Raw genomic sequence first — 21203 nt, 5'->3', positions numbered from 1 at the left:
TAGGCATCATCTTTTTTGGATGGCAATCAAAATGGGTGGATTATTGACCTGATTGATGAATTGATATTTTAATACTGTGAACTCTTTTTGATTGAGTTGTTCAGAAAATTGAATTACAAGCTCTTTTTCATTTTTACCCCCAGGGTGTCCATAGTATAAAACGATCGTTATGATACCATTTGGCTGTAACCGTGCTAGGCACGCCTTGATTGCTGGAATGGTTGTATTAGCAGTAGTAATTTTTTTATGGTCACTACCTGGCAGATAGCCTAAATTAAAGGTTGCAGCCCGAATTAGTTGTTCAGGTGGAAGGGTATTATTTATTTGTTCATGACCGCGATGATAAAGTTTTACTTGGTTCAATAAATTCTGCTCTGCCAGTCGTTTATTGGTATGCTCAATTGCTAATTCTTGAATGTCAAAACCATAAACCATTCCATTGGGTCCTACCAAATTTGCTAAAAATTCTGTGTCATTGCCGTTGCCTACGGTCGTATCAATAACGGTGTCACCGTGTTCAACGACCGTTTGGAGTAATGAATGGCTGTAATATAAAGCGGGTTTGATTTTCATGATAACGATTCGTCCCTTCATTAAAATTAAATGAGTAGTTCGCTTGCTTTTATGAGTTAACTTTGCTATTATAACATTAAATTGAACAACATAAATTAGACGAAATAGTAGTGGGCTTAATTTTTTTCAGAGACTAAATGGTTAGTGTGAATTTAGATAATTAACCGACGAACTCATCGTTATTAATTCTTAATTGAAACTAATAAATAAGTAGATTAAAACGTTTTCCGCGTTAAGGACTCGAGTGCTTTGCCTTTTTGGGTAAAGAATTTAGGTGGTAACGCGGAATAATCGTCCTATAGAATTTTTTTCTATGGGGCTTTTTTGTTGTTTAAGAAAAGGGAGGAATATAAATGCCTTACGATCACACAGATATTGAAAAGAAATGGCAACGCTACTGGGATAAGCATGATACTTTTGCAACCAGTGATGATTATGATAAAGAAAAATACTACGTTTTGGATATGTTCCCTTATCCATCTGGAAAAGGACTACACGTTGGTCATCCAGAAGGATACACCGCTACCGATATTATGGCGCGGATGAAGCGGATGCAGGGTAAGAACGTCTTACATCCAATGGGGTGGGATGCATTTGGGCTCCCTGCTGAACAATACGCAATGAAGACTGGCCACCATCCTGGTAAGTTTACTGAAGAGAATATTCAAACCTTTAAAAAACAAATTAAATCGCTTGGTTTCTCATATGATTGGCATCGTGAAGTGAATACCACGGATCCTAAGTACTACAAGTGGACCCAATGGATTTTCGAACAATTATATAAGAAGGGCTTAGCCTACGAAGATGAAATCGAAGTAAACTGGGCACCTGATTTAATGGGTGGGACCGTGGTTGCCAACGAAGAAGTAATCAACGGTAAGACCGAACGGGGTGGCTTCCCTGTTTATCGGGTTCCAATGCGCCAATGGGTCTTACGAATTACTGCCTATGCTGATCGCTTGATCGATGACTTAGACGACTTGGATTGGCCTGAAAGCATCAAGGAACAACAACGTAACTGGATCGGCCGTTCCGTTGGAGCGAGTGTTGATTTTAAGGTTAAGGGCCATGAAGACAAGAAGGTAGAAGTATTTACCACCCGTCCAGATACTTTATTTGGGGCTACATACATGGTTTTAGCTCCAGAACACGACTTAGTTGATCAAATTACCACCCCTGACCAAAAGGATGCCGTTGCTGCATACCGCAAGGAAGTTTCAACCAAGTCCGATTTGGAAAGAACCGATTTGAACAAGAATAAGAGCGGGGTCTTTACTGGAGCTTACGGAATCAACCCAATTAACGGTGAAGAAGTGCCAATTTGGATTGGTGATTACGTTCTTTCATCATACGGAACTGGTGCCATCATGGCTGTTCCTGCCCATGATGACCGTGATTATGAATTCGCTAAGAAGTTTGATTTACCAATTAAGCCAGTCATCGAAGGTGGCGATACCACTAAGGAAGCATACACTGGTGATGGAAAGCACGTTAATTCAGGCTTCTTAGATGGAATGGATAAAAAGACCGCCATTAAGGCCGCCATTGATTGGTTAACTGAACATCATGCTGGACATAAGAAGGTTAACTATCGACTTCGTGATTGGATTTTCTCACGGCAAAGATATTGGGGAGAACCAATTCCAGTTATTCACTGGGAAGATGGTGAAACCACTTTAGTACCAGAAGATGAATTACCATTGAAACTACCAGATGTCAGTGATCTAAAGCCATCTGGAACTGGTGAAAGTCCACTTGCTAATGTATCTGACTGGGTCAACGTTGTTGATAAAAACGGTCGGAAGGGGAAGCGTGAAACCAACACCATGCCACAATGGGCTGGGAGTTCATGGTACTTCTTACGCTACATCGATCCGCATAACGACAAGCAACTAGCAGATCCTAAAAAATTAAAGTACTGGCTACCAGTTGATCTCTACGTTGGTGGAGCTGAACATGCGGTCTTGCACTTATTGTATGCACGGTTCTGGCACAAGGTATTGTACGATCTCGGCGTCGTTCCAACTAAGGAACCATTCCAAAAGTTAGTTAACCAAGGGATGATCCTAGGAACCAATCACGAAAAGATGTCCAAGTCCAAGGGAAATGTTATTAACCCTGATGATATCGTGAAGGAATATGGTGCTGATACGCTGCGGCTTTACGAAATGTTCATGGGACCATTGACTGAAGCCAAACCTTGGAGTACCGAAGGAATTCAAGGTTCATATCGTTGGTTGAACCGTGTTTGGCGGTTATTCATGGATGATAATAACCATCTCCGTGATCGGGTAACGAACTTTAATGATGGTAAATTAGATAAGGTTTATAACCAAACTGTTAAAACCGTAACTAATGACATTGAAAAGATGCGGTTTAACGTTGCAATTTCACAAATGATGGTTTTCATCAATGAAGCATACAAGGCTGATAGTTTACCATTTGCTTATGTGGAAGGCTTTATTAAGATGCTTTCACCAATTGCTCCCCACATTGCTGAAGAACTATGGAGCAAGTGTGGTAACGATGAATCAATTGCATACGAAGAATGGCCAACTTATGATGAAAGTAAGTTAGTTGAATCCACTGTGCAAATGGTAGTTCAAGTCAACGGGAAGGTCCGTGCCCACATCAAGACATCTAAGGATGCTGACAAGGATTCAGTTGAAAAGCAATCCTTAGCAGATCCAAAGGTAAAAGAATTTACTGATGGTAAGACGGTTCAAAAGGTAATTGTAGTTCCTGGTAAAATCGTTAATATCGTCACTGATTAAAATAATTTTCATTTTTTAAAAGTCCGCCAAATGGTGGACTTTTTTATTTAAGCTTTATTATCAAATGGCAAATAGATATTGATATCGCTTGCTTTTTTGATTAGAATAAACAAGTTATGTAATTTTTTATCAAGAAATCGGGTTAGAAAGTAGGAAATAAAAATGCAAGAAAGTCAAAGGGAATCTGAAGTGGAATTAGCTTCTGGGGATACAGAATCGCGAGATACAATGCTAAGGGGCTCCGCTTGGATGACCGCTGGTAGTATTTTATCTAGGATCTTGGGAGCAGTGTACATCATTCCATGGCGAATTTGGTTTGCAGGATTCTTCTTTCAGGCGAACGCCCTCTATGTTCAGGGATATAACGTTTATGGAGTGTTATTGATTGCAGCCATTGCTGGAATTCCATCTGCGGTTGCTAAACAGGTGGCTCATTATAATACTTTAAATGAATATGGAATCGGCTTTAAGCTTTATAAACGGGGGCTGTTATTATCAATCAGTACCGGGGTCATCTTTGCGGGATTGTTATACTTTGCAGCACCGTTTTTAGATAATGGCGATCAAAATGTAATTCCGGTAATGCGAGCGTTAGCGTGGGCAATCTTAATCATTCCTACAATGAGTTTAACGCGGGGCTTTTTTCAAGGGTATCAAGACATGGCGCCTTCAGCAATTTCGCAATTCGTGGAACAATTAGTTCGGGTTGCTTACATGTTGGTAACAGCGCTATTGATTATGCATCTTGGCGTGATCAAGGGTGATTGGATCACCGCTGTGTCTCAGTCTACTTTTGCTGCCTTTATGGGTGCGGTAGCGGGATTGTTAGTTTTAGGTTATTACTATTTTAAACGGCGGAATTACTACCGTCGCCTAGTTGATAATAGTAACAATCAATTAGAAGTTAAGACCATTCAACTATATCGAGAAATCATCACCCAAGCCGTTCCATTCATTATATTGGGAGCCGGCGTTTTGATTTTTCAATTGATCGATCAGTTTACCTTTTTTGATTTAATGCGGATTTTCAGGAATTATCCAGAAGTTGTTTTACAAAAACTCTTTGCCATTTATGCGGGAAATGCTAATAAGTTAGTGATGATTACGATTTCATTAGCTTCTGCATTGGCAATTACAGTAGTACCGTTGCTGTCTAAAGCTTATACTAATAATGATACTGACGGAATTCGTCGTGAAATTATTAGTGGATTGATTCTATTTGAATTTATTATGATTCCATCAGCGTTGGGGATGGCTGCCATTGCAGGACCGTTGAACCGTTTATTTAACGGAACTGGTTATGGCCATTTATCTGCTAATATCCTTTCGTTTTATTCAATTGTCTCGATCGTCCTCGGTTTATTCACGGTCATTTCTGCTATCATGCAGGGGATTTATCAAAATAAATTGGCGGTTAAGTTCTTTATTATTGGGACCATTGTCAAATTAATCTGTCAGGTTCCAGCAGTTGCAATGTTTGGAACTTTCGGGCCGTTAGTATCAACTTTGCTGGGCTTCTTAGTAACAAATTGGTTAATTCTGCGTTCCTTGACGCGCCAATTTCATATTAGTTATCGGCTAGTGGTTAAGAGAACTAATCAAATTTTGCTGTTTTCGATTTTGACATACGTTACTGCTTTGATATCAGTTTTTGCGCTTAACTGGTCATTAGGACACTTTATGAATATTCAATCCACGGTGGGGAGTGGAATCGTGACCCTTTTTGCTGTCTGCCTGGGTGGCTTTGTTTATTTATACTTAACCTTAAAGACGCGTATCGCAGATCAAGTCCTAGGTGCTCGCATCGGGCGCTTAAGAACGACGCTACACATTAAATAAAAATCCCCCTAAGCTAATGGCTTAGGAGGATTTTTATTATGCTTCGTACGTCTTCATAAATTGGGGAATGTGATGAATAATTTGATGTGGTAAAACAACGTATTGGCTTTTAGCTAGTTGATCTGCAATGGCACTATGGGTATAAACTGCAGCAACGACGGCATTTTCCTTATTAGCGAATTGAGCAACAAAGCCACCGACCATGCCAGCAAGCGTATCACCCATTCCACCAGTGGCTTGAGCAGGAGTACCAACTGTATTTTCATAAACCGCGTCTTTAGTATAGACTTGGGTTCGATGCGACTTTAAAACAACAATGGCATTTAGTTGATCGCGAACGGAGCGGTTCTTATTAGTATCTGACTGATCAGCAAGTTTGATTCCAGATAATCGTTGCCATTCAACTTGATGGGGAGTAAAGATTAGGTGGGCATCTGGCAAGGATAAGTGCTGGTTAGCTACCATTGTGATCGCAGATCCGTCAATCACTAAAAATTGGTTCGGCTTAACGGTTTCAAAAACCGCCTTTAAAACCGCTAACGCTTCATCATCAGTACCAAGTCCGCACCCAATTACGATTACATCCGCACCACTTATTGAGGTCTTTAAAGTAGCCGAGTCATGATAATCGGCCACCATTGCTTCTGGTAGTTGGGAGTGAATGCTGGTGCGATTGACAGGATCGGTCAAAGTCGTGACTAATCCCGCTCCTGAATAGACGGCGGCCATTGTGGCCATAATAATCGCACCACCGAAATTAGCGTTGCCACCAACTAGCGTGATATGGCCGTACGTACCCTTAAAACTATTATCAGGTCTAACTCTAATCGTTTGTTCGACGATCGATTTATTAATGTATTTCATTGTTTCCACCTCTTGAATTTATTATACCATTCTATTTTAGCTGCTTTAAACATGTCAACTATTTTAAGTTATGCTAAAATTGAAATAGCTACATAAATTTAGGAGGTTAATCTTTATGACTGTTGATTGGAAACAAAAAGCAAAGGATTATCAAGAAGATTATTTACAAGATTTAAAGGAACTCGTATCAATTGATAGTGAACGTGATGATGAACATGCAACTGATGAATTTCCACTTGGACCAGGTCCTGCAGCTGCATTGGCTAAGTACTTAGAAATTGGGCAACGGGATGGTTTTAAAACCAAAAACTATGATAACTTAGCTGGTTATATTGAATACGGTGATGGTGATCAGACCCTAGGAATCATTGTGCATGCCGATGTAATGCCAGCTGGTGAAGGTTGGAACACCGATCCATTTGAATTAACGACTAAGGATAACGTTCTTTACGGGCGGGGAACTTCTGATGACAAGGGCCCAGGACTAGCAGCTTATTACGGATTAAAGATGTTAAAAGATGCTGGGATTAAACCTAAATTTAAGATCCGCTTCTTAATTGGGACTGATGAAGAAAGTAACTGGACTGGAATCAAACACTATTTATCATTAGAACCAGCACCTGACTTTGGCTTTTCTCCTGATGCTGAATTTCCAGTCATTAATGGTGAGAAGGGAAACACTACTTTTGTAACCACATTTAGTGGTAATAATAATGGTGAAGAAGATACCGAATTTACCCTCCGTAGTTTTAAATCCGGATTACGTGATAATATGGTCCCAAGAGATGCGTTTGCAGTATTGGAATCTGATAATAATGAAAAGGTTTCAGATGATTTTACTAAATTCTTGGATTCATACCCAGTTAGCGGTGATTCTCAAGTTACCGATGGGGGCTTGCAATTGCACGTGATTGGTAAATCTGCTCACGGAATGGAACCAGACGATGGTGTAAATGCGGGGACTTATTTAGCACTGTTCCTCAGTCAATACCAATTTGCGGGTGATGCAAATAACTTTATTTCATTTATTGTTAATAAACTGCACAACGATTCCAGAGGTCACCATTTAGGGATTAACTTAACTGACGATGTAATGGGTGATCTAACAATGAACATTGGAATCATGCGTTTCGATATTAAGGATGGTGGAATGGTCAACACTAATTTCAGATATCCAAAGGGCATGGGACCCGCTGATATTATGAAGGGGTTAAATGCAGGTGCTAAGGGTGGCAAAGTGACCCAAGAAGATGATATGGGTCCCCACTATGTATCAGCCGATGATCCAATCGTTAAAACATTGGTCTCTGTATACAAAGACCTAAGTGGCGATGATGAAGCAAAGCCACACGTTGTTGGTGGGGGATCATTTGCACGGCTAATGGAAAGAGGGGTCGCTTTCGGAGCCCTTTTCCCATGGACTAAGAATACGATGCACCAAGCTAATGAATTTCAGCCAATTGATGATTTAATGTTAGCAATGGCGATTTATGGTAGTGCTTTAGCTAAACTGAATGAATAATAACTAAATCAAAAATCCGTCTAAGGTTAAATTCATGGTGAATTCAACTTTAGACGGATTTTAATTTTTAAACATTAAATTTTAGAACGGCAGCATCAATTTGTTTTAATACAATTGGCAGATTACTTGGATTTGATAAGTCATATTTTTGAAGGTCGATTTTAATCTTAGGACTTTCATCATATTCAATAAACCAATTTTGGTATGCTTCCCATAATCGATAATAATAATTCTTTAATTCGGGGTTCTTATCAAATTGTTCATATTCACGCCCTCTTTTTTTGATCCGATTAAGAATCGTGTCAAAATCAGCATAAGCATATACCATGAGGTCTTGATGGGGACTGGGAATCGAAGAAAGATCACTGCGCATGTTCATTAATAGTTCATTATAGACCGCAAGCTCAGTATCTGAGATATTACCATCGATATTATTCTGTTTTGTAAACAGGGCGTCTTCATACATTGAACGGTCTAAAACATTGTGATTTTGTTTTAATGCCCTTTTGATCATTTTAAAACGTTTGTTCAAAAAGAAAATTTGTAGTAGAAAACCATATCGCTTTGGATCACGATAGTATAATGGTAATACGGGGTTGTCACCTACAGGTTCATAATAAGGGCGGCTATTGAAGTGCTTAGCAAGTTTACCGGTCAGGGTCGTTTTACCAACGCCGATCATTCCAGAAGTAATTATCAAAATTTAACCTTCCTTTACTTAACAACATAAAATAGAAGGCACTTAACCAATTTAATTAGTTAAATGCCATTTTTAATGGGCTATTTGCTAGAGTTTTGACTAGTTGCTGATGATGAATCAGCAGCACTGCTTGAAGCATTACTAGCAGAGTCAGCATTAGAATCTCCATTTGGGTTTTGACCATTCGTTTGAATTAACCCCTTAATATCAGTTAATAATTGATCGGTAGTACTGATCTTAGTACTAGTATCGCGTTTAACAAGTTTATTAACGACTTTAACAATTATGAAAACTACAAATGCGATAATTAAGAAGTTAATGATGGAGTTAATAAAAGAACCTAGCTTAAAGTGGGCTTTGCCCACTGTGAACACGATTCCGGATAGATCAATTTTTCCTAAGAAAATTCCAATTAATGGATTGATCAAGTCAGAAGTAAGGGACTTAACGATAGCAGTGAATGCAGATCCAATAATGACCCCGACGGCTAAATCAATTACATTTCCTCTAGCAATAAAAGCTTTAAAATCTTTAAGCATAATGACTCTCCTTTGTTTAGCATAGCTAGATATTATATAATATATTTATATTCTAACAGATAATTTGTAAATCTTATAATAAAATGTAGAAATGGTGGTTTATTGAATAAAAAGGATTATATTTGGCTAATTGTTTTCATATTGATAGTGGTAATTACTACTTTTGTAATCACGATGAATTTAAACATTAGCGAATTTCAAATCATTACAACGTGGGTAATTGTTTGTATTTTGTTACAGATTACTTTAACTTCAGTAATTATTATCAAAACTAAACAAAAAATAAAACAGCAACATAAATCTGAAGATGAGGAATGATTAAAATTAAAGATAAATATTCACAAATTTTAAAGTCGTTCATGCGATTCGGAGTAATCGCTACCTTTAGTGTAACGACTTTTTCAGTTTTAGAAACTAGTGTTTACGCTAAAAAAGTTACAACTAAAAAAGTGGTAACAGCCGTTAATGGTAATCAAAGCCAAACGATTAACTTAATTTTAAAACCACGCTCTGAAAATCAACTAAGTAATTATATCGATCGCACTGTTACGCCGGGTAACGATAATTACCGTAAGTACTTAACCCCCAAACAGTTTGCTAAAACATATGGTCAGTCTAGTGGGACGATTAACGTTATTACTAAGTATTTTAAAAAGTATCATCTTAAGACGACCGTGTATTCTGGGAACTTAAACGTTAAGATTACCGGTAAAACTAAGAATGTTGAAAAGGCATTCAAAGTTAAGCTAAATAATATTAAGGTAACTGGAGATAGTTATCAAAAAACTAATCATAAGTATAAGTTACCTAACAATATTAACAATAAGACGTTAGGCATATTTGGATTGAATAATAATACTTATACTAATCCTGAAAAAACAATCACTGCAAAACTATCTAGTCAACAAAGCAAAATTAATACTTATCAGGGAGCGCCTCAAAAATTTATGGATACCTATAATGCAGGAGCGCTTTATAAGAATAACCACGTTGGCGCAGGGCAAACCATCGGAATTATTTCATTTGCGAAGTTCCATGCTAGCGATGCAAATAAGTTTTGGGACTCAGAAGGAATTCCTGCCAAGGCGAACCGAATCAAAACCTATCAAATTGGGAAGAGTTCCTATAATGGTGAGGATGAAACTGCAATGGATGTTGAGCAAGCTGGTGCAGTTGCTCCTAAAGCCAATATTAATGTTTACGTAAGCAATCCATCCGCAACTGGAATGATCAATTCATTTGCAACTGCGATTTCCAAAAATGTGGTCAGCACCCTATCGGTTAGTTGGGGACAAAGTGAAAACCAGGTTAAAAGTCAGATTAAAAGTGGGCTACTACCAGCTAACTATAATCAAATTATGAATTTATTATTCCAACAAGCTGCGGTTCAAGGGATTAGCGTATTTGCTTCTTCTGGTGATAACGGTGCTTATGATGGGATGGGTGAGAATCGGTACCCGAAGTTAACGGTTGATACACCAGCTAACTCACCATATGTAACTGCAGTTGGTGGAACAACGTTACCAAGAAACTACACTATTAATGGAAAGAAATATACTGTTGCTCAAGAACGGGCATGGAGTAATGACTTTCTATATCCTAAATTTGATAATCAACCAACGCTAACACCTACTAAGAACCCTGCCAAGTGGATAACAAGTTACTTTTCAGGTGGTGGTGGGGGCTTTAGTACCCTCAATTCTGTCCCTGATTACCAATCTGGCTTTAGTGGGGTTGGAACATTTCGGGCGAGTCAAATTTGGGAATATAGTAAGGGCTATTTGAACCGCTTAAATAATCCCCAAACGATCATTGGAACTCGTGAAGGACGGAACCTTCCTGATATTTCTGCCAATGCTGATCCAAATACAGGCTATTCTTCTTATCATAATGGAAAATGGTTCGTTACAGGTGGCACTAGCGTGGTCAGTCCCCAAATTGCAGGGATGGCTGCTGTTATCAACAGTGCGCAGGGGAAAAGAATGGGCTTTTGGAATCCGCAAATTTATCGGTTTGCAGCGGCTTCTAACTCACCATTTACCCCGTTAGATAGCGCGACTAATAATAATAATCTTTACTATACGGGACAACCTGGTAAATTATATAACCAAGCAACTGGATTAGGAACGGTTGACTTTGGTAAATTAAATACTGCCTTTAGCAATCAAAAATAAAAATAACGCCCATGGTGGGCGTTATTTTTTTACAATATTTTTACAGCCTTTTTACAGTAAACCGAACTTTAAGATGATCTTTATTTCTAATTGTTCGTGTTTTTGTTGACGGATTTCCATTCAATTGGTATCATTAAAGTACCAAATTAATAAAGGAGACTTTTTGATGGAAGTTGCACTCGTAATGGGATCAATCTCAGATTGGCCAGTAGTAAAGCAAACTGCTGAAATGCTTGATAGATTAGGAGTTAGTTATGATAAGCACGTCATTTCTGCTCATCGGATGCCAGAACAATTACAGGAATTTGGCTCTAAAGCAAAAGACGAACATTATCAGTTGATTATTGCTGCTGCTGGCGGTGCTGCCCATCTCCCTGGGATGATGGCTGCTAATACTACGCTTCCAGTGATTGGAATCCCTGTTCAGACCAAGGCTTTGAACGGGATGGATTCATTGTTATCAATGGTTCAAATGCCATCTGGAGTTCCAGTTGCGACCGTTGCGATTGGTAATGCTGGTGCTAAGAACGCAGCAATTTTAGCTGCTCAGATCATTGCATTACACAATCAAGATGTAAATCAAAAACTAGTTCAGTTCAGAAATGAACAAACCGAGGAGGCTATCAAGAGTAATGACCAACTCAATTAAGACTATTTTGCCACCAGCCACCATTGGAATCTTAGGGGGTGGCCAATTAGGCCAAATGATGGCACTAGCCGCTAAGTCAATGGGATATAAAGTGGGCATCTTAGATCCAACCCCAGGGGCACCTGCAGCCCAAGTTTCTGACTTTCAAGTCGTGGCTGATTATGATGATCAAGCCGCACTCGAAGAATTGGCTCAAAAATCAGACGTTTTAACCTATGAATTTGAAAACGTTGATCAAAAAGCCCTTTCAAAAGTGACGAACTTAACTGATGTCCCCCAAGCAATCGATGAACTAACGATTACTAGTCATCGGCTGCATGAAAAGAATTTCTTAAAGGATAATGGCGTTCCAGTGACTGAATTTGCCGCTGTCAACACGGCTGATGATCTAAAACAAGCGGTTGCAACGATTGGTTTTCCAGGCATTCTCAAGACCTGTGAGGGTGGTTATGATGGCCATGACCAAATCGACATCAATGATCAATCAGATGTTGAAAAAGCGCTTAGCCAGTTGAACGATCGTGAATGGATCTTTGAAAAGAAACAACCATTTGTAAAGGAAGTTTCAATCATGGTCACAAGGGATGCTAGTGGCAAGATCATTCCATTCCCATTGAGTGAAAATATCCACAAACACCACATCCTTCATACCAGTATCGTTCCAGCGCGCGTCGATTCAGAAGTGCACGAACAAGCCAGTCAAATTGCAACTAAAATTGCCGATGGCTTAGCACTCGTTGGGGTATTAGGGATTGAATTTTTCTTAATGGCTGATGGACGACTATTGGTCAACGAATTGGCACCACGGCCCCATAATTCAGGCCATTATTCGATTGAGGCCTGCAATGTTTCACAATTTGAGGCCCACATCAGAAGTATTTGTGGACTCGAAATTCCCACAATTACCCAAGACCACAAAGCAGTGATGGTCAATTTATTAGGTGATAACCTTACAAAAGCGCGCGAAGATTTACCAAAGAACCCCGCATGGCACTTCCATGATTATGGGAAGGCTGAAATTAGACCAGGTCGCAAGATGGGCCACATCACCGTAATCGGGGATTCATTCGACGATTTATTAGCACAAGTTAACCAATTTAAATAAGGAGTGCATTCAAATGGCATTAGTTGCTTCAGGAAAAACCAAAGAATTATACACTACAGACGATCCGAAAGTATTACGCGTTCACTACACTAACCACACCACTGCAGGTGATGGGGAAAGAAATGAATTGATCGAAGATAAGGGAGCAGTCAATAACCAAATTTCGAGTTTGATTTTTGGCTACTTGAATTCCAAGGGCGTTGCGACCCACTTCGTGAAACAATTGGACGCCACTGATCAATTGAACAAGAGCGTTCACATGATTCCACTAGAAGTGGTAATTAGAAACCTTGCTTCAGGGCATTTCCAAAAACGGTTTGGAACTAAGTATTTACAAGCCCTAAAGAAGCCAGTCGTAGAATACTTCTTTAAGAGCGACGAACTCCACGATCCATTGGTTAACGATTCTGATGCCGAAGCACTTGATATTGCGAGTGAAGACCAATTGGTAACGATGCGTGAGACCGCCTTAAAGGTTAACCAGTTAATGAAGCAACTATTTGAATCAATGAACATCATCCTAGTTGACTTTAAAGTTGAATTTGGGATCACTGATGACGGCCAAATTATCCTTGCTGATGAAATTTCACCCGATTCATGTCGTCTTTTAGATGCTGACACAAAGCAATCCCTAGATAAGGATGTGTTCAGAAAGCAAACTGGTGACATGATGACTGGTTATCGTGAAATTCTATCAAAATTACAAGCAGCGCTACAATAGGGGGATTCTTAAAATGTATTTAGCTAAAATCTACGTTACGCACAAACCATCAATTCTAGATCCACAAGGTGAAGCTGTTAAGAATGCTTTACACCGTTTGGATTACACTTCAATCGAATCCATTTCACAAGGAAAGTTCTTTGAAGTAAAGATCAAGGCTGATAGTAAGGATGCTGCGGTTAAAACGATCGAATCAATTTGTAAAGATTTGTTAGTGAACCAAAACATGGAAACCTACCGTTATGAAGTAGAGGAAGGATAGAGACCAATGAAATTCGCTGTAATTAGTTTTCCCGGTTCTAACTGTGATTGGGATATGTATTACGCAATTAAAGATGCGCTTGGTGAAGATGTTGACATGGTCAGATCAGATGAAACTAATTTGGATCAATACGATGGCGTAATGATTCCTGGTGGCTTTTCTTATGGTGACTACTTAAGAAGTGGTGCGATTGCTCGTTTTGCACCCGTTATGCCAGCGGTCAAGAAGTTGGCAGATGCTGGTAAGCCAGTCCTTGGGGTCTGCAATGGATTTCAAATCTTAGTTGAAGCTGGGTTATTACCAGGGTCACTGCAAAATAACGTTAGCATGGAATTTATTTCTGATTGGGCCCCTTTGAAGGTGGTCAACCCTAATACGATGTTCACGAACGGCTATCAACCAAATCAAGTCATTAACATTCCCATCGCCCATGGGGAAGGAAATTACTACTGTGATGATGCAACGTTACAAGAATTAAAGGATAACCATCAAATTGTCTTTACTTACGAAGATAATCCGAACGGCAGTTACGAAAACATTGCTGGAATTACCAACAAAGCAGGGAACGTCTTGGGAATGATGCCCCATCCTGAAAGAGCGGTTGAAGCCATCTTAGGTGGGACCGACGGCCTAACTTTATTCCAATCAATCTTAAATCAAGTGAGGAGCTAATAGCAGTGCAAAAACAAGTTGAACTTTCCCCCGAAGAAATTAGAGATAAAAAAATTTATCGTGACTGGGGATTAACTGATGGCGAATATGATTTAATTTCCAAAAAACTTTTAAAACGCCTCCCAAATTTTACTGAAACTGGTTTGTATTCTGGAATGTGGAGTGAACATTGTTCTTATAAGAACTCCAAGCCCATTCTACGTAAGTTTTGGACTAAGGGCTCCCGCGTGATTCAAGGGCCTGGTGAAGGGGCTGGGGTGTTAGACATTAACGATGGCCAAGCCGTTGTCTTCAAGGCCGAAAGTCACAACCACCCAAGTTTCGTGGAACCATACGAAGGGGCTGCAACCGGAGTGGGTGGCATTATCCGTGACATCTTCTCAATGGGTGCCAAGCCAATTGCTTCACTCGATAGCCTCCGCTTTGGTGAATTGTCTAACCCTAAGAACCGCTTTTTATTAGATAAGGTCGTAGCTGGAATTGCCGGTTACGGTAACTGTATCGGGATTCCAACCGTCGGTGGTGAAATTAGTTTTGACCAGTGCTACGATGGTAACCCACTTGTCAACGTTATGTGTGTCGGAATCATGGATCAAGCCGATATTGAAGCTGGGCGGGCTCATGGAACTGGGAACTCGATCATCTATGTTGGTGCAAAGACTGGGCGCGATGGAATCAATGGTGCGACCTTTGCTTCTAGTCAATTCAGTAAGGAAGAAGAATCCGACCGTTCTGCCGTTCAAGTCGGGGATCCATTCATGGAAAAGCTCTTGGTCGATGCCTGTCTCGAAATTACGCACAACCACAGTGATATCCTAGTCGGGATTCAAGATATGGGAGCCGCTGGGTTGGTCTCATCTTCTGCTGAAATGGCTGCCAAGGCTGACAGTGGAGTGGACTTGAACTTAGACCTCGTGCCCCAACGTGAACAGGGAATGACGCCTTATGAAATCATGCTTTCCGAATCACAAGAAAGAATGCTCCTCTGTGTTAAGAAGGGCCATGAACAAGTCGTTTTAGATGTTTTTGAAAAGTACGGCTTAGATGCAGTCGTAATTGGGAACGTTAATGATGATGGCCAGTATCGACTTTCTCAACACGGTCAATTGGTTTGTGATATTCCAACCAAGACCTTAGTCGATGACGTTCCAGAATACACCCACCCACTAGTTGAACCAGCTCGGCTCAAAGCCCCCGCTGCTGAATTTACACCTGAATTTGATGATTTAGGGGCAATGGTCAAGCAAATTTTAGGCCAAGCAACGATTGCTTCGAAGCAGTCTGTTTATCGCCAATACGATAGTCGGGTTCAAGCCAACACCGTCTTAGCACCCGGAAGTGATTCCGCAGTGGTTCGGATCCGTGGCACTAAGAAGGCGCTTGCGATGACGACTGACTGTAACGCCCGTTACATCTACTTGGATCCATTCCAAGGGGGGCAGATCGCCGTTGCCGAAGCCGCTAGAAATATCGTGGCGAGTGGCGCACTGCCAATTGGGATTACCGATTGTTTGAACTTTGGGAACCCCGATGATCCTGAAAGCTACTTCGAAATGAGCAAGTCTGCTGAAGGAATCGCAAAGGCCTGTGAACAATTCGATGCACCCGTAATTGGCGGGAACGTTTCACTTTATAATGAAACTGATAATCAAGCGATTTACCCAACCCCATTGATTGGGATGGTCGGGTTGATCGAATCAAACGACAATATTACCAAATCGGATGCTAAGGCTGCTGATGAACTCGTCTACGTAGTCGGCAAAACCTTTGATGACTACAGTGGTTCAGAAATTCAAAAGTTATTAGCTGGTAAGATCAGTGGTAAGATCGACCACTTTGACTTAGCAACTGAGGCTGAAAACCAAAAGCTCGTTCATGAAGCAATTGTCAACAAGCTCGTTGACAGTGTCCATGACGTTAGCGAAGGGGGACTGATCGTGACCCTCTTAGAAACCCTGTTTGCAAACGGTCTCGGCTTTAACGGGAAGGCTGACTTGACCCGTGAACAACTATTTGCGGAAACCCAATCCCGCTTTGTGATCACCGTTGCCAAAGCCGACCAAGCAGCATTTGAACAACTAGTTGGTGATCACGCGACATTATTAGGGACGACCACTGATGATCATGAATTGAACCTAGCATTAAGCAACGATAATTTAAAATTAGATGTAAATGAAATGAATCAAATTTGGAAAGAGGGACTCTCATGGCTAATGAAGTCAAAAGCTTAAATGATGAATGTGGTGTCTTTGGAATCTGGGGGACTCCTGATGCAACTCGCTTAACATACGACGGGTTACATGCATTACAACACCGGGGGCAAGAAGGGGCTGGAATTGCCTCTAATGACCATAACCAACTTCATAGATACCGCGGTTTAGGTTTATTGGCCCAAGTATTTGAAGACCCACAAACGTTGGAAATCTTGAATGGAAATTCAGCAATTGGTCATATTCGCTATGCCACTGCTGGAAGTCACAGCATTAACAACATCCAACCATTCTTATTTGAAAACACCAAGAATCACTTCGCCATTTCGCATAACGGGAACTTGACGAATGCGGATACGTTAAAGAAGGAATTAAAGGCCAAGGGTGTTCAATTCCAATCCGATTCCGATAGTGAACTCTTCGGGGACTTGATCGAAGTTTCTGAAATGGATGACTTCACTGACAAAATCAAGGATGCTGCGAATCGGATGCACGGTGGTTTTGCATACGTCTTGATGTCAACCGATGCAATGTATGCGATCAGTGACCCTAACGGCTTACGGCCATTGGTAATGGGGAAGCGTGCCGATGGTAGTGTCGTGATCTGTAGTGAAACCTGTGCATTAGACCAAGTCAAGGCCGAATTTATCCGTGACCTCGAACCAGGGGAATTGATCAAGGTCGACAACGACGGGATTAAGATCGACCATTATACAACTGACACCGAATTAACAGTGTGTTCGATGGAATACGTTTACTTTGCCCGTCCAGACTCCGTAATTCACGGGGTCAGCGTCCACGAAGCTAGAAAGCGCATGGGAGCCCAAGTTGCCCGCGAACATCCCGTTAAGGCTGACGTCGTAATCGGGGTACCCAACTCATCACTCTCCGCTGCGATTGGGTATGCCAACGAAAGTGGAATCCCATACGATATGGGAATGATCAAGAACCAATACGTTGCTAGAACCTTCATCGAACCAACCCAAAAGAAGCGTGAACGCGGGGTTTCAATGAAACTATCCGTGGTCAAGCCCGTTATTGAAGGCAAGGACATCGTCTTAGTCGATGATTCGATCGTGCGGGGAACCACTAGTCGCTACATCGTGCAATTATTGCGGGATGCGGGTGCGAAGTCGATTCACGTGCGGATTGCGTCTCCTGACTTGAAGTTCCCATGTTTTTACGGAATCGACATTCAAAAGCCAAGTGAATTGATTGGGGCTAACTACAGTGTTGATGGCATTCGTGACCAAATCGGGGCCGACTCACTCGGCTACCTTAGTGTAGAAGGGTTGATCGATTCGATCGGCTTGAAGTCTAATAACAAGTACCACGGGTTATGTACGGCCTACTTTGATGGTAAGTACCCCACCCCACTTTATGATTATGAAGAAATGTATGCAAAGGAAGCAAAGCGTTTACACCTATATGAAGGGATGAATTAGATGGCCGACCAATATAAAGAAGCGGGCGTTGACATTGAAAGTGGCGCCCAAGCGGTTAACCAGATCAAATCGATCGTAAAAGCCACCCAGGATGCAAATGTGATTGGTGGCATCGGTGGGTTTGGTGCCGAATATAGTTTGAAGGACAGCTTTACGAAGTTCAAAAACCCAGTTTTGATCTCTGGAACTGACGGGGTGGGGACGAAGTTGTTGTTAGCAATTCAAGCCCACCTCCACAACACGATCGGAATCGATTTAGTTGCAATGTGTGCAAATGACATTTTGGCCCAGGGTGCAGAACCACTCTTCTTCTTGGATTATGTCGGGGTCGGCAAACTAGACCCTGCTCAAATGAAGGAGATTGTTTCTGGAATCGCGGATGGGTGTAAGCAAGCTGGCTTATCACTAATTGGTGGTGAGATGGCTGAAATGCCCGGCATCTATACCAATGGCGACTACGATTTAAGTGGATTTGCCGTTGGGATTGGTGATAAGGATGAATTGTTGAGTGCCGATAACGTTAGGGAAGGCGATGTCTTGATTGGCCTGGCTTCTAGCGGGGTGCATTCAAATGGTTTCTCGTTGGTCCGTAAGATCATCAAAGACGCAAAGCTAGACGTTGATAAGACCTATCCTGGGTTCGATCAGCCGTTGATTAACGCGTTATTAGAACCCACTAAGCTCTACTACCATGCGGTCAACCCATCGATTCAAGCCGATTTGATTCACTCGATCGCCCACATTACGGGTGGGGGGATCGCTGATAACCTTTCACGCAGCATTCCAGATGACTTGACCGCCCAGATTGACCGCAGTAGCTGGCAAGTCCCAACGCTCTTTAAGGCACTGCAAGAATGGGGTCACTTGGACACAAGTGATATGGACCAGGTCTTCAACCAGGGAATTGGAATGGTATTAGTGGTTCCAAAAACAAACGTGGCCGCCGTTGAAAAGAACTTAGCGGCACAATCACAAGCATATTATCAAATTGGTAAGGTGGTGAAACGCAATGCAGCAGCAGTCGAAATCAACTAATGCCAAGCCCCTTCCAGTCGCCATTTTCGCCTCTGGGAACGGGACCAATTTTGAAGCGATTGCGAAGGCTGATTTACCGATCGATATTAAACTATTGATCTGTGATCACCATGATGCATACGTTTTAACGCGGGCCGCTAAGTTCGGCGTCCCAGCATTGGTGGTGGAAGCAAAGAAGGGTGTTACTAAGCAACATCGCGAATCGATCATGTTGACCCACTTACGGGCCGCTGGGGTCGAGGCCATCTTTTTAGCTGGCTACATGCGCATCATTGGCCCGACTTTATTGGATGCTTACCCCAAGAAAATCATCAATATTCACCCGGCATTACTGCCTAATTTTCCAGGATTGCACGGAATTGAGGATGCTTATGCAGCCAACGTTTCCAAAACTGGAGTGACAATTCACTATATTGATTCTGGGGTCGACACGGGTCAAATTATCGCCCAACAAAGTGTTGATCGGTACCCAGATGATAAGATTGAAGATTTAGAAACTAGGATCCATGATGTTGAACATCAACTATATCCAAACACAATTTTTGAACTAATAAAAAAAGGAGTGCTCTAAATTGAAAAAGTTAGCATTATTAAGTGTTTCTGATAAAACTGGAATCGTCGATTTCGCCAAACAACTGGAAGAACGTGACTACGAAGTGGTTTCCACTGGCGGAACTTTGAAAGCATTATTGGATGGTGGGGTTGACGCAATCTCAGTTGAAAAAATTACGAATTTTGATGAAATGCTTGATGGTCGGGTTAAGACTCTACACCCCCGCATTCACGCTGGAATCTTAGCGCGTCGTGATAACAAAGAACATATGCAACAAATTAAAGATCAAGGCATCGATCCAATCGACTTAGTATGTGTGAACCTCTACCCATTCAAAGAAACGATTGAAAAACCAGACGTAACCGATGCTGATGCAATCGAAAACATCGATATTGGTGGTCCTTCAATGTTAAGAGCAGCTGCTAAGAACAGCCAAGATGTGATCGTCATTACCGACGTGAACGACTATTCTGAATTCATTAAGCGCTACGACGCCGATGAATTAGATGCTGCTTACCATCGCCACTTGGCTGCGAAGGTCTTTCGTCACACTGCAGCATACGATGCCTTGATCGCTCAATACTTAACCAAGGAAGAATTCCCAGAAAAGCTCACTTTAACTTACGAAAAGGTTCAAGACATGCGTTACGGTGAAAACAGTCACCAAAAGGCTGCTTACTACAGTGAACCAATTCCTGAAAAGTACTCACTTGCAAACGCAAAGCAACTCCATGGGAAAGAATTATCATACAACAACGTCCGTGATGCTGATGCTGCGCTACGGATCATCGCTGAATTCCCAGAAAAGCCTGCGGTAGTGGCATTAAAGCACATGAACCCATGTGGAATCGGGACTGCTGATGACCTATTAACTGCTTGGAACCTGGCTTATGAATCAGATCCTGTTTCCATCTTTGGTGGAATCATCGCTTTGAACCGCGAAGTCGACCTAGCCACTGCTGAAAAGATGCACGCAATCTTCCTAGAAATCGTCATTGCTCCTTCATTCACTGATGAAGCCTACGACGTTTTAGCTAAGAAGAAGAACATTCGACTATTGACATTGCCATTTGGCCCAATCGATCCTAAGGGCAAGGACGAAGTGAGTGTGCTCGGTGGGATGTTAGTTCAAGACCGCGATCTTCTTCACGAAGCGCCAGCTAACTTCAAGGTTGTTTCCAAGGTTCAACCAACCGCAGCTCAATTAAAGGCATTGGCATTCGGCCAAAACGCCGTTAAACATGTTAAGAGTAACGCCATCGTTGTTACGACTGATAGCCAAACCCTAGGAGTAGGTGCTGGGCAACCGAACCGAATCGATTCAACTAAGATTGCGATCGAAAAAGCTGCTGACAAGCCTAACTTTGCCAACGCCATTTTAGCTTCCGATGCATTCTTCCCAATGGATGATTGTGTTGAATTTGCTGCTAAACATGGAATCAAGGCCATCGTTGAACCAGGTGGAAGTATCAAGGACAAAGATTCAATTGCAAAGGCCGATGAACTCGGTATCGCATTAGTATTCAGTGGCGCCCGTCACTTTAAGCACTAATATATTTGGGAGAG

General features: G+C 41.5%; 17 protein-coding genes, 1 pseudogene and 1 other annotated feature. Of the genes and pseudogenes, 14 read left to right on the top strand and 4 right to left on the bottom strand.

Annotation, left to right across the window (positions count from 1 at the left end):
* Positions 1-6 precede the first annotated feature (6 nt).
* Positions 7-573: a tRNA 5-(aminomethyl)-2-thiouridylate-methyltransferase MnmM gene (gene mnmM, locus ACSYTJ_RS04520; protein ID WP_491719603.1), complete on the bottom strand. Its 567-nt coding sequence runs from the start codon at positions 571-573 to the stop codon at positions 7-9.
* An 85-nt stretch (positions 574-658) separates the two neighbouring features.
* Positions 659-875, top strand: a binding site (T-box leader).
* A 51-nt stretch (positions 876-926) separates the two neighbouring features.
* Here mnmM and leuS point away from each other — a divergent pair.
* A complete protein-coding gene (gene leuS, locus ACSYTJ_RS04515) occupies positions 927-3347 on the top strand; it encodes a leucine--tRNA ligase (RefSeq protein ID WP_491719602.1) in 2421 nt (806 codons plus the stop codon).
* 162 nt (positions 3348-3509) lie between these two features.
* Positions 3510-5186 carry a putative polysaccharide biosynthesis protein gene (locus ACSYTJ_RS04510; RefSeq protein WP_491716426.1) on the top strand — a complete coding sequence of 559 codons (1677 nt, stop codon included), beginning with the start codon at positions 3510-3512 and terminating at the stop codon, positions 5184-5186.
* 36 nt (positions 5187-5222) lie between these two features.
* Here the strand turns inward: ACSYTJ_RS04510 and ACSYTJ_RS04505 are convergent, their stop codons facing one another.
* On the bottom strand, positions 5223-6050 hold the full coding sequence (locus tag ACSYTJ_RS04505; protein ID WP_491719601.1) for an NAD(P)H-hydrate dehydratase: 828 nt from the start codon (positions 6048-6050) through the stop codon (positions 5223-5225).
* Positions 6051-6165: 115 nt separating this feature from the next.
* Here ACSYTJ_RS04505 and pepV point away from each other — a divergent pair, with 115 nt between their 5' ends.
* A complete protein-coding gene (gene pepV / locus ACSYTJ_RS04500) occupies positions 6166-7572 on the top strand; it encodes a dipeptidase PepV (protein WP_491719600.1) in 1407 nt (468 codons plus the stop codon).
* 67 nt (positions 7573-7639) lie between these two features.
* On the opposite strand, the gene ACSYTJ_RS04495 is transcribed toward pepV, so the two are convergent.
* Positions 7640-8275: a deoxynucleoside kinase gene (locus ACSYTJ_RS04495; protein WP_491720133.1), complete on the bottom strand. Its 636-nt coding sequence runs from the start codon at positions 8273-8275 to the stop codon at positions 7640-7642.
* Positions 8276-8460: 185 nt separating this feature from the next.
* A pseudogene (mscL, locus tag ACSYTJ_RS04490) lies at positions 8461-8811 on the bottom strand (large conductance mechanosensitive channel protein MscL); the annotation flags it as partial.
* Between the two features lie 314 nt (positions 8812-9125).
* Between mscL and ACSYTJ_RS04485 the strand changes: the two are divergent.
* The 11 genes from ACSYTJ_RS04485 to purH all read left to right on the top strand — a co-directional run bounded on the left by ACSYTJ_RS04485 (position 9126) and on the right by purH (position 21189).
* Positions 9126-10985, top strand: a complete 1860-nt coding sequence (locus ACSYTJ_RS04485) for a S53 family peptidase (RefSeq protein WP_491716423.1) — start codon at positions 9126-9128, stop codon at positions 10983-10985.
* 163 nt (positions 10986-11148) lie between these two features.
* Positions 11149-11634, top strand: coding sequence for a 5-(carboxyamino)imidazole ribonucleotide mutase (purE, locus tag ACSYTJ_RS04480; protein WP_491719599.1), 486 nt, complete (start codon positions 11149-11151; stop codon positions 11632-11634).
* Positions 11618-12739, top strand: a complete 1122-nt coding sequence (gene purK, locus ACSYTJ_RS04475) for a 5-(carboxyamino)imidazole ribonucleotide synthase (protein WP_491719598.1) — start codon at positions 11618-11620, stop codon at positions 12737-12739. Before purE ends, purK begins: the two co-directional genes overlap by 17 nt.
* Before the next feature lie 13 nt (positions 12740-12752).
* Positions 12753-13460, top strand: a complete 708-nt coding sequence (gene purC / locus ACSYTJ_RS04470; protein WP_491716421.1) for a phosphoribosylaminoimidazolesuccinocarboxamide synthase — start codon at positions 12753-12755, stop codon at positions 13458-13460.
* Positions 13461-13473: 13 nt separating this feature from the next.
* Complete coding sequence (purS, locus tag ACSYTJ_RS04465) at positions 13474-13722, top strand: phosphoribosylformylglycinamidine synthase subunit PurS (RefSeq protein WP_491716420.1); 249 nt, start codon at positions 13474-13476, stop codon at positions 13720-13722.
* A gap of 6 nt (positions 13723-13728) precedes the next feature.
* The gene (gene purQ, locus ACSYTJ_RS04460) at positions 13729-14394 is read left to right on the top strand and encodes a phosphoribosylformylglycinamidine synthase subunit PurQ (protein ID WP_491716419.1); all 666 of its coding nucleotides are present in this window, start codon (positions 13729-13731) and stop codon (positions 14392-14394) included.
* 5 nt (positions 14395-14399) lie between these two features.
* Complete coding sequence (gene purL / locus ACSYTJ_RS04455) at positions 14400-16625, top strand: phosphoribosylformylglycinamidine synthase subunit PurL (protein WP_491719597.1); 2226 nt, start codon at positions 14400-14402, stop codon at positions 16623-16625.
* Complete coding sequence (gene purF, locus ACSYTJ_RS04450; RefSeq protein ID WP_491716417.1) at positions 16601-18049, top strand: amidophosphoribosyltransferase; 1449 nt, start codon at positions 16601-16603, stop codon at positions 18047-18049. Before purL ends, purF begins: the two co-directional genes overlap by 25 nt.
* Entirely contained in the window at positions 18050-19084 is a 1035-nt protein-coding gene (gene purM / locus ACSYTJ_RS04445; protein ID WP_491719596.1) for a phosphoribosylformylglycinamidine cyclo-ligase, read from the top strand. It begins immediately after the preceding gene.
* The gene (gene purN / locus ACSYTJ_RS04440; RefSeq protein ID WP_491716415.1) at positions 19059-19655 is read left to right on the top strand and encodes a phosphoribosylglycinamide formyltransferase; all 597 of its coding nucleotides are present in this window, start codon (positions 19059-19061) and stop codon (positions 19653-19655) included. Before purM ends, purN begins: the two co-directional genes overlap by 26 nt.
* A gap of 1 nt (position 19656) precedes the next feature.
* On the top strand, positions 19657-21189 hold the full coding sequence (gene purH, locus ACSYTJ_RS04435; protein ID WP_491716414.1) for a bifunctional phosphoribosylaminoimidazolecarboxamide formyltransferase/IMP cyclohydrolase: 1533 nt from the start codon (positions 19657-19659) through the stop codon (positions 21187-21189).
* Positions 21190-21203: the final 14 nt, after the last annotated feature.

This window comes from Nicoliella sp. ESL1113 (genome assembly GCF_058509245.1).
This window is presented reverse-complemented; position numbering and strand designations above follow the sequence as displayed.